The sequence below is a fragment of the Streptomyces flavidovirens DSM 40150 genome (assembly GCF_000429085.1).
GTDB classification, from domain to species: domain Bacteria; phylum Actinomycetota; class Actinomycetes; order Streptomycetales; family Streptomycetaceae; genus Streptomyces; species Streptomyces flavidovirens.
Map to the genome: position 1 here is coordinate 177,349 of NZ_AUBE01000007.1, position 14,079 is coordinate 191,427.

General features: G+C 69.5%; 10 protein-coding genes and 1 pseudogene. 7 read left to right on the forward strand and 4 right to left on the reverse strand.

Annotated features, from left to right (window positions below; all coding sequences use genetic code 11):
• Window positions 1-43: 43 nt before the first annotated feature.
• From araD to G412_RS34350, 4 genes and pseudogenes are all read right to left on the reverse strand, one after another.
• Window positions 44-1,786, reverse strand: a complete 1,743-nt coding sequence (gene araD, locus G412_RS0113925) for an L-arabinonate dehydratase (protein ID WP_028812633.1) — start codon at window positions 1,784-1,786, stop codon at window positions 44-46.
• Window positions 1,783-2,694 carry a dihydrodipicolinate synthase family protein gene (locus tag G412_RS0113930; RefSeq protein WP_028812634.1) on the reverse strand — a complete coding sequence of 304 codons (912 nt, stop codon included), beginning with the start codon at window positions 2,692-2,694 and terminating at the stop codon, window positions 1,783-1,785. Before G412_RS0113930 ends, araD begins: the two co-directional genes overlap by 4 nt.
• Entirely contained in the window at window positions 2,691-3,335 is a 645-nt protein-coding gene (locus G412_RS0113935; protein WP_028812635.1) for a GntR family transcriptional regulator, read from the reverse strand. The genes G412_RS0113930 and G412_RS0113935 overlap by 4 nt, the downstream gene beginning before the upstream one ends.
• 136 nt (window positions 3,336-3,471) lie before the next feature.
• Window positions 3,472-4,701: pseudogene (locus G412_RS34350) on the reverse strand (immunoglobulin-like domain-containing protein); the annotation flags it as partial.
• Between the two features lie 573 nt (window positions 4,702-5,274).
• Between G412_RS34350 and G412_RS0113945 the strand changes: the two are divergent.
• The 7 genes from G412_RS0113945 to G412_RS0113975 all read left to right on the forward strand — a co-directional run bounded on the left by G412_RS0113945 (window position 5,275) and on the right by G412_RS0113975 (window position 14,016).
• Window positions 5,275-6,315 (forward strand): glycoside hydrolase family 43 protein, encoded by a 1,041-nt coding sequence (locus G412_RS0113945; RefSeq protein ID WP_051338359.1) that lies wholly within the window; start codon window positions 5,275-5,277, stop codon window positions 6,313-6,315.
• Entirely contained in the window at window positions 6,315-7,349 is a 1,035-nt protein-coding gene (locus tag G412_RS0113950; protein ID WP_028812637.1) for a rhamnogalacturonan acetylesterase, read from the forward strand. The genes G412_RS0113945 and G412_RS0113950 overlap by 1 nt, the downstream gene beginning before the upstream one ends.
• A gap of 115 nt (window positions 7,350-7,464) precedes the next feature.
• Complete coding sequence (locus tag G412_RS0113955; protein ID WP_028812638.1) at window positions 7,465-8,757, forward strand: ABC transporter substrate-binding protein; 1,293 nt, start codon at window positions 7,465-7,467, stop codon at window positions 8,755-8,757.
• The gene (locus tag G412_RS0113960; protein ID WP_028812639.1) at window positions 8,757-9,767 is read left to right on the forward strand and encodes a carbohydrate ABC transporter permease; all 1,011 of its coding nucleotides are present in this window, start codon (window positions 8,757-8,759) and stop codon (window positions 9,765-9,767) included. Before G412_RS0113955 ends, G412_RS0113960 begins: the two co-directional genes overlap by 1 nt.
• On the forward strand, window positions 9,764-10,645 hold the full coding sequence (locus G412_RS0113965) for a carbohydrate ABC transporter permease (protein WP_037648763.1): 882 nt from the start codon (window positions 9,764-9,766) through the stop codon (window positions 10,643-10,645). The genes G412_RS0113960 and G412_RS0113965 overlap by 4 nt, the downstream gene beginning before the upstream one ends.
• A 3-nt stretch (window positions 10,646-10,648) precedes the next feature.
• Window positions 10,649-11,215: a hypothetical protein gene (locus G412_RS0113970; RefSeq protein WP_028812641.1), complete on the forward strand. Its 567-nt coding sequence runs from the start codon at window positions 10,649-10,651 to the stop codon at window positions 11,213-11,215.
• A 56-nt stretch (window positions 11,216-11,271) separates the two neighbouring features.
• A complete protein-coding gene (locus tag G412_RS0113975; protein ID WP_028812642.1) occupies window positions 11,272-14,016 on the forward strand; it encodes an exo-rhamnogalacturonan lyase family protein in 2,745 nt (914 codons plus the stop codon).
• Window positions 14,017-14,079 lie beyond the last annotated feature (63 nt).

The following is a 14,079-nucleotide window of genomic DNA, read 5'->3' on the forward strand; positions in this document are numbered from 1 at the left end:
ATGGTGTTCGAGATGTCGGCCAAATGGAGAGGGGTACGGAGGGTCAGCCCGCGTAGGGGTCGGGCACTTCGCCCGGCCGCGACAGGAACGCGAAGTCGCACCCGGTGTCGGCCTGCGTGATCTGCTCGCTGTACAGCGCGCCGTAGCCCCGCTCGTACTTCGCGGGCGGTGGAGTCCACGCGGCCCGGCGGCGTGCCAGCTCCTCGTCGCTCACCTCCAGGCGCAGCGACCGGGCCGGCACGTCGAGGGTGATGGCGTCTCCGGTACGTACGAGGGCGAGCGGCCCGCCGACGTACGACTCCGGCGCGACATGCAGCACACACGTGCCGTAACTCGTGCCGCTCATCCGGGCGTCGGAGATCCGCACCATGTCGCGGACCCCCTCCTTGAGCAGGTGGTCGGGGATCGGCAGCATCCCGTACTCGGGCATACCGGGGCCGCCCTTGGGGCCCGCGTTGCGCAGGACGAGCACCGTGTCGGCGGTGATGCCGAGCGAGGGGTCGTTGATGGTGCGCTGCATGGTCCGGTAGTCGTCGAAGACGACGGCGGGCCCGGTGTGCCGCAGCAGATGCGGCTCGGCGGCGATGTGCTTGATCACCGCACCGTCCGGGCACAGGTTGCCCCGCAGGACCGCGACCCCGCCCTCGTCCGCGAGCGGGTTGGAACGCGGCCTGATCACTTCCCGGTTGTGCACCCGGGCACCGGCGAGCTGCTCGCGCAGCGAGTCGTGCGCCACGGTGGCCCGGTCCAGATGCAGTACGCCGGACAACTGCGCCAGGAACGCCGGAAGCCCGCCCGCGAAGTGGAAGTCCTCCATCAGGTACTGGCCGCCCGGCCGCAGATTGGCCAGGACCGGCACCGTACGGGCGATCCGGTCGAAGTCGTCGAGCGTGAGCCGCACCTGGGAGCGCCCGGCCATCGCGATCAGATGAATCACGGCGTTCGTCGAACCGCCCAGCGCCAGCACGGTGGCGACCGCGTCCTCGTACGCGGCCCGCGTCAGGATCCGCGAAAGCCTCAGATCGCGGTGTACGAGCGCGACGATCCGCCGGCCCGAGGCCGCGGCCATCCGGTCGTGCCCGGAATCCACGGCCGGGACGGAAGACGCGCCCGGCATCGTGACACCGAGCGCCTCGGCCGCGGCGGTCAGGGTCGAAGCCGTCCCCATGGTCATGCAGGTGCCGGGGGAGCGGGCGAGTCCGTTCTCCAGCTCGGCGAGTTCGGCGTCGCCGATCAGCCCCGCCCGCCGGTCGTCCCAGTACTTCCACATGTCCGTGCCCGAGCCGAGCACCTCATTGCGCCAGTGTCCCGGCAGCATCGGCCCGGCCGGCACGAACACGGCGGGCAGATCGACCGACGCGGCGCCCATCAGCAGCGCGGGCGTCGACTTGTCGCAGCCGCCGAGCAGCACCGCGCCGTCGACGGGGTAGGAGCGCAGCAGCTCCTCCGTCTCCATGGCCAGCATGTTCCGGTAGAGCATGGGCGTCGGCTTCTGAAAGGTCTCCGAGAGGGTGGAGACCGGGAATTCCAGCGGGAAACCCCCGGCCTGCCACACCCCGCGCTTCACCGCCTGCGCCCGGTCCCTGAGGTGAACGTGGCAGGGGTTGATGTCCGACCACGTGTTGAGGACCGCGATGACCGGCTTGCCCAGGTGCTCCTCGGGGAGGTAGCCGAGCTGGCGGGTCCTGGCGCGGTGACTGAACGACCGCAGGCCCCCGGTCCCGTACCACTGATGGCTGCGCAGGCTTTCCGGACCCCTCGCGCCGTCACTCCTGGGGTCACTCACGCGGACCACCCGGCTATCAGCTCCGCGATCGGGCCGCGCCGGTCCTCGGGCAGTACCCGGCTCGGTGCGCGTACGTCCCGCCGGCACAGGCCGAGGGAGGCCAGGGCCTCCTTCACGACCGTGACGTTGTCGGCGGACTGGCGCGCCGCCCGCAGCTCCTCGAAGGTGCGGATCTGCTCCCAGGTCTTCATCGCGGCGGGATAGTCCCCGGCGCGCAGCGCGTCGAGCATCCCCAGTGACACGGACGGTGCGACGTTGACCAGACCCGAGGTGAAGCCGGTCGCCCCGACCGCGAAGTACGCGGGGGCGTACAGCTCGGCGAGCCCGGCGACCCAGACGAACCGGTCCAGACCCGCGTCCCGTGCGAAGGCGGCGAAGCGCGCCGCGTCCGGCACGGCGTACTTCACACCGATGACGTTGGGGCAGGCCTCTGCCAGCGCCGCCAGGCTCTCCCCGCTCAGCAGCGGGTTGCGGACGTACGGGACGATCCCGAGACCGGGGACGGCCTCGGCGATGGCGCGGTGGTAGTCGGCCCAGCCGTCCTGCGAGACGTACGGGTGCACCGGCTGATGCACCATCAGCATGTGGGCGCCGGCGTCACGGGCGTGCTCGGCGGCGGCGACGGCGGTCGGCACGTCGTGCCCGACGCCGACGACGACGGTGGCGCGGCCTGCCGCCTCGTCGATGGTCAGCTCGGTGACCGCGTTCCGCTCATCAGGGGTGAGGGCGTAGAACTCACCGGTGTTTCCGTTCGGCGTCAGTGTCCGTACGCCGCCGTCCAGCAGCCGGCGGAGCAGGCAGCGGTGGGCGGCGATGTCGAGGGAGCCGTCGGCGGCGAACGGCGTCACCGGAATGGCCACGACATCGGCGAGCGCGCTCCGCAGGCCGGAGAAGTCGGTGCTGGTCATGCGGGTTCCCCTTCCGGGAAGGCGCGCTGTACGAAGTCGGCGATGTGGGCGTGCAGGGCGCGGGCGGCGCCCTGCGCGTCGCCGTCGAGCGCGAGCCGCAGAATCTCCAGGTGCTCACCGGCCTCGCGCTGCCAGGACGGCACGGCGGCCCAGGCCACGGTGGAGACCAGGGCCGCCTGGTCCCGCACCTCGTCCAGCATTCTGGCGAGCAGCGGATTGCCGCACGGCAGGTACAGCGCGCGGTGGAACTCCCGGTTCGCCAGGGAGCGTTCGGCCTGGTCGGTCGCCTCCTCGGCCCGCGCGAGGGCCTCGCGGGCGGCCTCCAGGGACGCCCGCGCAGTGATGGTGCGGCGCAGCGCCTCGGGTTCGAGCAGCAGCCGTACGTCGTACACCTCACGGGCCATGGTGGCGTCGACCGTCCGCACCGTGACGCCCTTGTACTGGTTCATCACGACGAGCCCGGTCCCGGCCAGAGTCTTGAGCGCCTCGCGCACCGGAGTCTTGGACACGCCGAACTGGGCGGCCAGTTCGGTCTCGACCAGGGCCTGGCCGGGGCTGAGACCGCCGGTGAGGATGGCGTGTTTGATCCCCTCCAGCACGTACTGCGTGCGGGAGGGGATCGGACTCGGAGCGAAAACCATGGGGCTCACATATCTCGCGTATCGCGTCTCATATATGACGTACGAAGTACGACGCGATGAAAGCTAGGTCCGCTCCCATGTTTCGTCAATGCTTCGAGCAGAAGAACTTCCAGCCCGGAGAGCCGAGTTGGCGTCAGGGCGTGTAGGCGCCCAGCAGCCGGTCGTACTCGGCCCCGGTCACCGGCAGCACCGTGCCGTGCCTGGGGCTCGCCGGGAGCGCGAAGTTCTCCGACATCGCCCACCGGCCCGAGTCGAGGTCGGTGGTCTCGAAGGGGATGTAACCCCGGCCGCCGAACTCGTCGATGAACAGGTACCACTTCTCCTCAGTGTTGGACTTGAATACGGTCGGGCCCTCACCGCGTGCGATGGAACCCTTGCCGATGCAGTCGGCGACGAAGCCGTACTCCGTGGAGCGCAGGTCGTCCGACTTCTCGGCGGTGATGAACTTGGAGCACGGTGTCGACGAGGAGTTGTCCCGCTCGTCCTTCGTGAAGCGGTGGTAGCTGCCGTCGTGCCGGATCACGGTCGAGTCGATGACCGAGTAGCCGGGGTCGTTCCAGACCCGGGGCTCGCTGAAGGTGTGGAAGTCGCGCGTGGTGGCGTACAGCATCTTGTTGTACGTGGTGCCGGTGTGCGCGGGGTCGTCGGCGGCGTAGACCTTGGACGCCCAGAAGACGACGTACGCGCCGAGCTTGTCGTCGTAGTAGGCCTCCGGGGCCCAGGTGTTGCCCGCCGTGTCGGGTGCGACCTTCACCAGGCGCTGGTTGGTCCAGTGGACGAGGTCGGTGGACTCCCACACCATGACGGACTTGCTTCCGGTGCGCTGCACCTGGTCCCAGCTACCGCCGCTGCCGCCGTACATCCGCAGGTCGGTGGCCAGTTGGTAGAACTTGTCGCCCTCGGGGGAGCGGATGATGAAGGGGTCGCGCAGCCCCTTGGTGCCGAGGGTGGAGGTGAGCACCGGCTTGCCGCCGTTCAGGTCCTGCCAGTGGAGCGGGTCGTTGCCGCGGCTGAGGGCCATGCGGACCTGCTCGCCGTCGGCGGTTCCCTCGCCGGTGAAGTAGCTGAAGGCGTAACCGGTGTACTTCCGCTGCTTCGGCAGCTCCGGAACGGTCGCCGTGAACGCGCGTTGGGTATGGGCCTCACCACGGGTCACGGTCGCCGTGAGCCGCACGTAGCGGGTTCCCTTGCCGTGCTTCGGCCGGTGCACGAGACCGGTCGTGTCGACGACTGCGGGATCGGCGGAGGCCCAGCGGACGGTGGTGCGGTGGGTGCCGGTGGTGGGGAGGGTGAGGTTTCCGCGTACGTCGCCGAGATTGTGGACGGTGAGGTCGCGGGCGGCGGCGACGGTGGCCGCGCTGTCGTCGCCGGCGGCCGGCCCGGCGGCGTGTGCGGGCCCGGCGGGTGCGGCGGCGAGGCCGAAGATCAGGGCCAGCAGTGGCAACAGGGTGCGGATGCGGGGGCGTTGCAAGGGGGAGTCCTCTCGGGGTGGGTGACGGTTGGCTAGTGTCGGTTGCCGTCCCCCTCCTGAAGGCCTCGGTGCCGGGTGCTGGATCTGGCACCCGTAACCGAACACCCCCAGCCCGTCCGGCGTTTGAGGACCGGGTCTGGGGCGGAGCCCCAGTTCGGGAAGGGGCGGGTAGGGGAAAAGCCCCGCAGGGAACGCCGCCGCCACCCCCACCGCCCCCGGACTGTGCCGGACGCTAACCCCACCCCCAACGCCCCGGCAAGACCCTGGACGAAACTCGTTCGAAATGAAGAGCGGCGTTCGGAATCTCGGACGCCAAATTCTCCAGCCCCACCCACCCCAGGGTCTGGTGCCCACGCCGGACCGCCATTACCGTCTCGGCTGCACAGAGTCTCGTACGACGTTCGAAGTATCGAACCCCGCCGCAAGGAGGCCACAGTGAGTGACCGTCAGACACCCACCCGCAGGACCATGCTGAGAGGCGCTCTCGCCCTCGGCGCGGTCGCCGCCGCCACAACCACCTCCGCCCACGCCGCCGGAGGAACCGCCGCCCCCACCAACCCCCTCGTCCGGCAGCGTGCCGACCCCCACATCCACCGCCACACCGACCGGCAGTACTACTTCACCGCCACCGCACCCGAGTACGACCGGATCATCCTGCGCCGTTCCCGTACCCTCGCCGGCCTGGCGACGGCCCAAGAGGCCGTCATCTGGCGCAGGCACACCTCCGGTGACATGGCCGCACACATCTGGGCGCCCGAGATCCACCACATCGACGGCGCCTGGTACATCTACTTCGCCTCCGCGCCCGCCGACGACGTCTGGAAAATACGCATCTGGGTGCTGGAGAACAAAAGCCCCGACCCCTTCCGCGGCACCTGGACCGAGAAGGGCCGGCTCACCACCGCCTGGGACACCTTCTCCCTCGACGCCACGACCTTCACCCACCAGTCCCACCGCTATCTCGCCTGGGCGCAGCACGAACCCGGAATGGACAACAACACCGGCGTCTTCCTGTCCCGGATGGCGAACCCCTGGACCCTCACCGGGCCCCAAGTCCGCCTCACCACACCGGAGTACGCCTGGGAGCGCATCGGGTTCAAAGTCAACGAGGGGCCTTCGGTCATCCGGCGCAACGGCCGCCTCTTCATGACGTACTCCGCGAGCGCGACCGACGCCAACTACTGCCTCGGCCTGCTCACCGCCGACGAGAACGCCGACCTGCTCGCCCCCGGCACCTGGAAGAAGTCCCCGGTGCCGGTCTTCACCAGCAACGACACGACCGCCCAGTACGGCCCCGGCCACAACTCCTTCACCGTCGCCGAGGACGGGCGCACAGACGTCATCGTCTACCACGCCCGCCAGTACAAGGAGATCACCGGCGACCCGCTGCACGACCCCAACCGCCACACCCGCATCCAGCGTCTGCGCTGGAAGGCCGACGGCAGCCCGGACTTCGGCGTGCCCGTCCCTGACGGCCCGGTCCGGCTCCTCGGCGGGGGGCGTTCCTGATGCGCCGAACGGGCGTCGCGGGCGTGCTCGCGCTGACCACCGTCGCGGCGCTCGCCGCCGCACCCGCCCACGCCGCCGCGCCCGCCCACCCCGCCGCACCCCTCCCCGGCGGGCAGCCGTGCACCCCCGCCGCCTGCCATGTCGACGTCGCCCCCGGCACGTACCACGTCACCGTCACGCTCGGCGCCGCGGAGGCGGGCAGCACCTCCGTCACGGCCGAGACGCGCCGCGCCCTGCTCCCCGAGACGCCCACCGCCCCCGGACAGCGGATACGCCGTACCTTCACCGTCGACGTACGCGAACCCGAGGGCGAGCCCACGGGACCGGCCGGCAGCTCCGGTCTCGATCTCGTCGTCGGTGGTACGTCGCCGAAGCTCGCCGGGCTGCGCGTCACCCCCGCGCCGGGCGCCCGCAAGATCGTCCTGGTCGGCGACTCGACCGTCTGCGACCAGCCGGGCGCGCCGTACGCGGGCTGGGGGCAGCAACTGCCCCAGTTCCTCGGGCGCGGCCTTGCCGTCGCCAATTACGCCGACTCGGGGGAGAGTTCTCAGTCCGTACTCGACAACCCCGCGCTCTTCCCGGCCGCCCTCGCCCGCGTGCGCCGAGGCGACCTCGTCCTGGTCCAGCTCGCCCACAACGACAAGCAGACCCCCGCCGCCACCTACCGTGCCAACCTCGCCCGCATGGTCGACGCGGTACGCGCGAAGGGTGGCCGGCCCGTGCTCGTCACGCCGGTCGTGCGCCGCTGGTTCAACCTCGACGGCACGCTCAACAACGGCACAGCGCTGCTCGTCAACGGCCTCGGCGTCGATCTCCCCGGCGAGATCCGCGCCCTGGCGGCGGACGCCGACGTACCGCTGATCGACCTCACGGCGCTCACCAAGCGGCGCGTGGAAGAGCTCGGTCCGCAGTCCTCCAAGGCGCTGTATCTGTACGACGAGAAGCGGGACAATACCCACACCTCCGTGCGCGGCGCGACTGAGTACGCCGCTCTTGTGAACGGCGAACTGCTCGCTCAGCGCCTGATTCGCTGACCGGACGAGGGCCGCTGCCGCGTCCAAACCGTTGACGGACCCTGTGGGCACTCGTACATTGCCCCGGCAAGTGCTTTCTTAAAACGATTCAACCGTCAGACCAAAGAGGTGAACCATGCGCACGTCCAGGCATGTTGAGAGGCGTACCTTCCTCAAGGCGGCCGGAGCCTCACTGGCGACCGTCGGACTGACAGCGGCAGGCTGCGGGAGCGGAAGCGGTTCGAACGGTGGCGGCCCCGTCACCATCAGGTACGCCTGGTGGGGCGCCGACGACCGCGCCAAGAAGATCAACCAGACGATCGCGCTCTTCGAGAAGAAGCACCCGAAGATCAAGGTCAAGACGGATTTCCAGCCCTACGTCGACTTCTGGAAGAAGTTCAACACCCAGGCGGCGGGCGGCAACCCGCCGGACGTCATCCAGAACGCGGTGACCTTCCTGCGCAAGTACGAGGCCCGCAATGTGCTCCTCGATCTGAACCCCCAGGTCCAGGCGGGCAACCTCAGCACCGACAACTTCCGCGCAGGGCTGGAGAAGTTCGCCGAGATCGACGGCAACCTGCTCGGCCTGCCGGTCGGCTCGAACTCGATGGGTTACATCATCGACGAGAAGGTCTACGACAAGGCCGGCGTCACACCGCAGTTCGGCTGGACCTGGGACGAGTGGTACGCCGGTCTGGAGAAGATCAAAAGCAAGACCGGCGTCCCCGGCGACGCGGGACCGCACTCGATCATGTACTACTACGACCTCAAACTGCGCCAGCAGGGCAAGGCGTTCTTTACCGAGAACGGCCTCGGCTTCGCGGAGAGCGACCTCGAAGCCGAGTGGACCGAGGCGATGAAGCGCATCCGCTCCGGCATCTACACCGACCCCAAGAAGGCCGAGCAGATCAAGCCCAAGGCCGCGACCGCCGGCGCCCTCTCGGCCGGCGAGTTCACCTGGGACAACTTCACCGTCCGGTACGCCGCCGAGGGGAAGAGCTCGTACGGCATCGCGCCCATCCCGACGACCGACGGCAAGAAGACCGGCCAGTACCTCGGCTCGCTGATGCTCAGCGGCACGGCCCGTACCAAGCACCCGAAGGAGGTCGCCACCTTCATCAACTTCATGGTCCACGACCCGGAGGTCGGCCGGATCATGGGTTACGACCGCGGAGTCCTCTCCACCACCGGGCAGTTCGAGGCCTTCGAGCCCACCGACAAGGTGAGCAAGCAGATCTCGGCGTACGAGACGAAGATCGCCGAGACGGGCGTCCTTGAGCCCATCACCCCGCACCCCGCCGGTGCCGACGTCATCGAGAGCGCCTTCCTGCGCCTCGCCACCGAGATGAGTCTGTCAAAGGCGTCACCGGGCGAGGCGGTCGACAAGTTCTTCACGGAGGCGAAGACGGCCTTCACCGCGAACGCCTGATGGGGCCGACAGTGACGCACACCGGACCCGCACACGCCCCACCGCCGCCGACCGCCCGCGCCGAGCCCCCGCCCGTTCGCGGGCACGGCGCGCACCGCCCCGCCGAAGGGCGGCGCAGCGGCAGCCGCCGCGAGAACCTGGCCGGCTACCTCTTCATGTCGCCCTGGATCGCCGGCTTCCTGCTGCTCACGGCAGGCCCCATGGCCGCCTCGCTCTACTTCGCCTTCACCGACTACAACCTCTTCGACGCACCCGAGTGGGTCGGCCTCAAGAACTTCAGTGACATGTTCGCCGACCCCCGCTGGCAGAAGTCGGTCGAAGTCACGCTCAAGTACGTCGTCATCGGTACGCCGCTGAAACTCGCCGCCGCACTCGGCGTCGCCCTCCTGCTCGCCCAGAGCCGCCGGGGCCAGGCCTTCTACCGGGCGGCGTTCTACGCCCCGTCGCTGATCGGCGCCAGCGTCTCCATCGCCGTCGTGTGGCGGGCGATCTTCACCGACGACGCCGTGGTCGACCGTACGCAGCAGCTCTTCGGCATGAACGCCGGAGGCTGGGTCGGCGACCCCGACATGATCCTGTACGCCCTGGTCGCGCTCACCGTCTGGCAGTTCGGCGCACCCATGGTGATCTTCCTGGCCGGGCTGAAACAGGTGCCGCGCGAGCTGTACGAAGCGGCCGAGATGGACGGCGCCGGGCCCTGGCGCCGGTTCTGGAACATCACACTGCCGATGATCTCGCCGGTGCTCTTCTTCAACGTCCTGCTGGAAACCATCCACTCCTTCCAGATCTTCGGCTCGGCGTACATCCTCGGCGGCCAGGGCAACCCCTGCGGTCCCGCCGACGCCACGCTCGTCTACACCTGTTACCTCTACCAGCAGGGCTTCGAGAACAGCCGGATGGGCTTCGCCTCCGCCATGGCCTGGATGCTGCTGATAGCGGTCGGCCTGGTGACGGCGGTGCTGTTCTGGTCGCAGAAGCGCTGGGTGCACTACGAGGAGAACGCCCGGTGACTCTGACTCTCCACACAGGCCCCACCCCCACCTCACAAAGCCCGCGCAGGCGTGCCGGATCGCTCGGCTGGCACCTGGGCGCACTGGCGGTGCTCGCCGTCGTGCTCTACCCGGTGATCTGGGTGCTCGGCGGCTCGTTCAAGCCCGGCAACGAGATCATCGGCAGTCTCCAACTGCTGCCGACCGACCCGATCGTGGCCAACTACACGCGGCTCACCGAAGGCATCGCGGGCATCCCCATCTCCACCTTCTTCATCAACTCCACGGTGCTCGCCGTGGGTTCGGTCGGCGGAGTGCTGATCTCCTGCTCGCTGGCGGCCTACGCCTTCTCCAGGATCAGATTCGCGGGGCGCAACCTTCTCTTCGCCCTGATGATCGGCACGCTGCTGCTGCCGTACCACGTACTCATGATTCCGCAGTATGTGCTGTTCCAGAAGCTGGAACTCATCAACACGATGGTCCCGCTGCTGCTCGGCAAGTACCTCGCCGTCGACGCCTTCTTCGTCTTCCTGATGGTCCAGTTCATGCGAAACCTGCCGAAGGAACTGGACGAAGCGGCACGGCTGGACGGCTGCGGACACCTGCGGATCTACTGGTCGATCGTCCTCCCGCTGTGCCGCCCCGCCCTGATCACCAGCGCGATCTTCACCTTCATCAACGCCTGGAACGACTTCATGGGCCCGCTGCTCTATCTCAACGAGCCGGACAACTACACCGTCTCGCTGGGGCTGAAGATGTTCGTCGACCAGGACGCCGTCGCCGACTACGGCGGCATGATCGCCATGTCGCTGGTGGCGCTGCTCCCCGTCCTGGCGTTCTTCCTCGCCTTCCAGCGCTACCTCATCGACGGCATGGCCACGTCCGGGCTGAAGGGCTGAGCGATGGCGACCCGCTTCCACGAGCGTTTCGGGGTCTTCGCCGAGTGTCTGCTCACCGGCGTGTGGATCGCGCTCTGCTCGCTTCCGCTGGTGACCGGACCCGCCGCGCTCGCCGCCGGCTCCCGGCACCTGCGGCGCCACCTGTCCGGCCAGGAGACCGCCGGGTGGCGGGAGTTCGCCGCCGACTTCCGTGCGGCCGCCCGCCGGGGCTGGGCCGTCGGCCTGGCCGGATGGGCGGCCGCCTGGCTGCTGTGGCTGGACCTCGCGGCTGTACGGGCCGGCCTCCCCGGCGGCGCCCTTGTCGCCGCGGTGGGCATCCTCGCGTTCACCGGCTGCGCGGTCGCGGGGCTGCGGGCGGCCGCCGGCTGGGAGCCCGGCGCGTCCTGGCGCGTCCTGCTGGGGGCGGCGGGACGGCGTACGGTCCTCGACCCCGCCGGATCGCTGCTGATCGTCTGCGGCTTCGCGGTCGTCGCCGCCTCCGCCTGGTTCGCGGCGCCGCTGGCGGTTCCCGTGCTCGGCGCGGTCACGGCGGCGGCAATCGCCGTGGAGCAGCGGTACGTCTCCCGCTGAGCCCCGCCCTCTTCTCTCTCACCCACATCGCCTTACGCAACCGGAAGGGCACAACGATGTCTCCGATCCCCCGCAGGTCCCTCCTCAAGGCGGCAGCGGCGGCCGGCGCCGCCGCCCAGTTCAGCTCGGCGCTCGGCGCCACGAACGCCCGGGCCGCCGCACCTCGAAGAGCCGAAACCGCCGACGCGGACCCGGTGACCCTGAGCTGGCTGGAGGAAGCGGGTCTCGGAGCCGCGCCCGGTTCCACTCTCGGTGTGCCCTGGCCGAAGGGCGCGTACGACAAGGACCAGACGTTCGCCCTGACCACCGCCGACGGCAAGGCCGTACCCGTCCAGTCCTGGCCGCTGGCCCACTGGCCCGACGGCTCGCTGAAGTGGACCGCGCACGCCATCGGCTCCGAGACGACCGCCGCCTCCTTCACCCTCAGCGCCGGGGCCCCGGCCGCGCCCGCCCGTAAAGTCACCGTCTCCAGCAGCGGCGGGACCATCGACGTCTCCACGGGCGTCATCACCGCGAAGATCGGCAAGAGCGGTTCCGCGCTCGTCAGGTCCGTCACCCGCGGCGCCACCGAGATCGCGAAGAACGGCCGTCTCGTCCTCCTGCGCCAGGGCGAGATGGAGGACGGCGACCAGGGAAACGCGAAGTACGAACGCTTCGAGAGCGCGATAGCCGAGGCCGAGGTGGAACAGGACGGGCCGGTCCGTGCCGTCGTCCGCATCGACGGCAAACACCGCCGCGGCAACCGCGCCTGGCTGCCCTTCTCCGTCCGGCTGTACTTCTACGCGGGCGCCGAGTCGTTCCGCATGGTGCACACCATCACGTACGACGGCGCCCAGGAGCCCGGCAAGGCGAGCGGCGACTTCATCCGCGGCCTCGGCGTCCGCTTCACCGTGCCGATGCGCGACGAGGCGTACGACCGGCACATCCGCATCGGCGGCGACGGCACGGGCCTGCTGCGCGAAGCCGTCAAGGGCGTCACGGGCCTGCGCCGCGACCCGGGAGCCGCTGTCCAGGCCGCACAGTTCGAGGGCAGGAAGCTGCCCGACCCGGCCACCTGGGACCAGCGCGTCACCAGCCGCCTCCACCTCATCCCCACCTGGGGCGACTACACCCTCAGCCAGCTCTCCGCCGACGGCTTCACCCTGCGCAAGCGCACCAAGAAGGGCCACGGCTGGATCCCGGCCGGCGGCGGACGCCGGGCATCAGGCTTCGGATACGTCGGCGGGGCGAGCGGCGGACTCTCCTTCGGGCTGCGCGACTTCTGGGAGAAGCACCCCGCCGGACTCGACATCCGCGGCGCTCACACCGACGAGGCCGAGGTCACGCTCTGGCTCTGGTCGCCGGAGGCCCCGCCCATGGACCTGCGCTTCTACCACGACGGCCTGGGGCAGGACACGTACGCCGAACAGCTCGAAGGCCTCAACATCACCTACGAGGACTACGAGCCCGGCTTCGGCACCCCGTACGGCATCGCCCGTACCAGCGAACTCCTCTTCTGGGCCCACGAGTCCACGCCGGACGCCGGAACCCTGGCGGAGGAAGTGACGGCCGTCCGCACCCCGCCCCAGCTCGCCGCCCCGCCCAGGCAGCTCGTCAAGGCCAAGGTCTTCGGCGGCCTCTTCTCCGAGCCCGACCGCTCCGTGCCCGCCAAGGCGAAGATCGAGGACCACCTGGACTTCCTCTTCACCTACTACCAGGACCAGGTCGAGATGCGGCGCTGGTACGGCTTCTGGGACTACGGCGACATCATGCACAGCTACGACCCGGCCCGCCACCAGTGGCGCTACGACGTCGGCGGCTACGCCTGGGACAACTCCGAGCTCTCGCCCGACCTCTGGCTCTGGTACGCCTACCTGCGCTCCGGCCGCGCCGACATCTTCCGCTTCGCCGAGGCCATGACCCGCCACACCGGCGAGGTCGACGTCTACCACCTCGGCACCTGGGCGGGCCTGGGCACCCGGCACGGCATCCAGCACTACGCCGACAGCGCCAAGCAGCAGCGCATCGCCAACACCACCTACCGGCGCTTCTACTACTTCCTCACCGCCGACGAACGCACCGGCGACCTCATGCACGCCAACGTCGACTCCGACGAGACCTTCCTCGCCCTCGACCCGATCCGCAAGATCCGCACCGAGCCGTACACGCCCGACCGGCACGCCCTGTCCATCGGTTTCGGCACCGACTGGAGCGGACTCGTATCGGCGTGGCTCACGGAATGGGAGCGCGGCGGCCCCAAGGCCGACAAGGCCAAAGCCCGCGTGCTGTCCACCATGGAGACCATCCCCGCCCAGCCCAACGGCTTCGTACAGGGAAGCGGCCTGTACGACCTGGACACGGGCCGGTTCGCCGTCGCGAAGGCGGCCAAGGTCGGCGTGTCACATCTGTCGGCGGTCTTCGGGCTGAACGAACTGTGCGCCGAGCTGATCGATCTGATCGACATGCCGGAGTTCAAGGCGGCGTATCTGGACTACTGCCGCTACTTCAACGCCACCAAGGCCGAACAGGCGGCCCGCTACGGCACCCACTTCGGCTCGCTCATCCTCTTCCAGGGACACTCGCGCCTCGACGCGTACGCGGCCGTCCAGACGGGCGATGCGAAGCTGGCCAAGCGGGCGTGGGAGAAGTTCTACAACAGCGACGGCTACAAGGAGTCGTCGCCCTGGAGAACGGAGAAGGTGAGCGGGCCCGTCACGCTCGTGCCGGGCAGCGAGGCGAACTGGGTCTACACCAACGACACCGCGCTGTACGGACTCGCCGCGATCGAGAACCTGGCTCTGGTGGGGGACCGGATGCCGTAAACGCGGAAGGGCGGCGGAATCGGCTGCCGGCCGATTCCGCCGCCCTCTCAGTTCTTCTGGTCC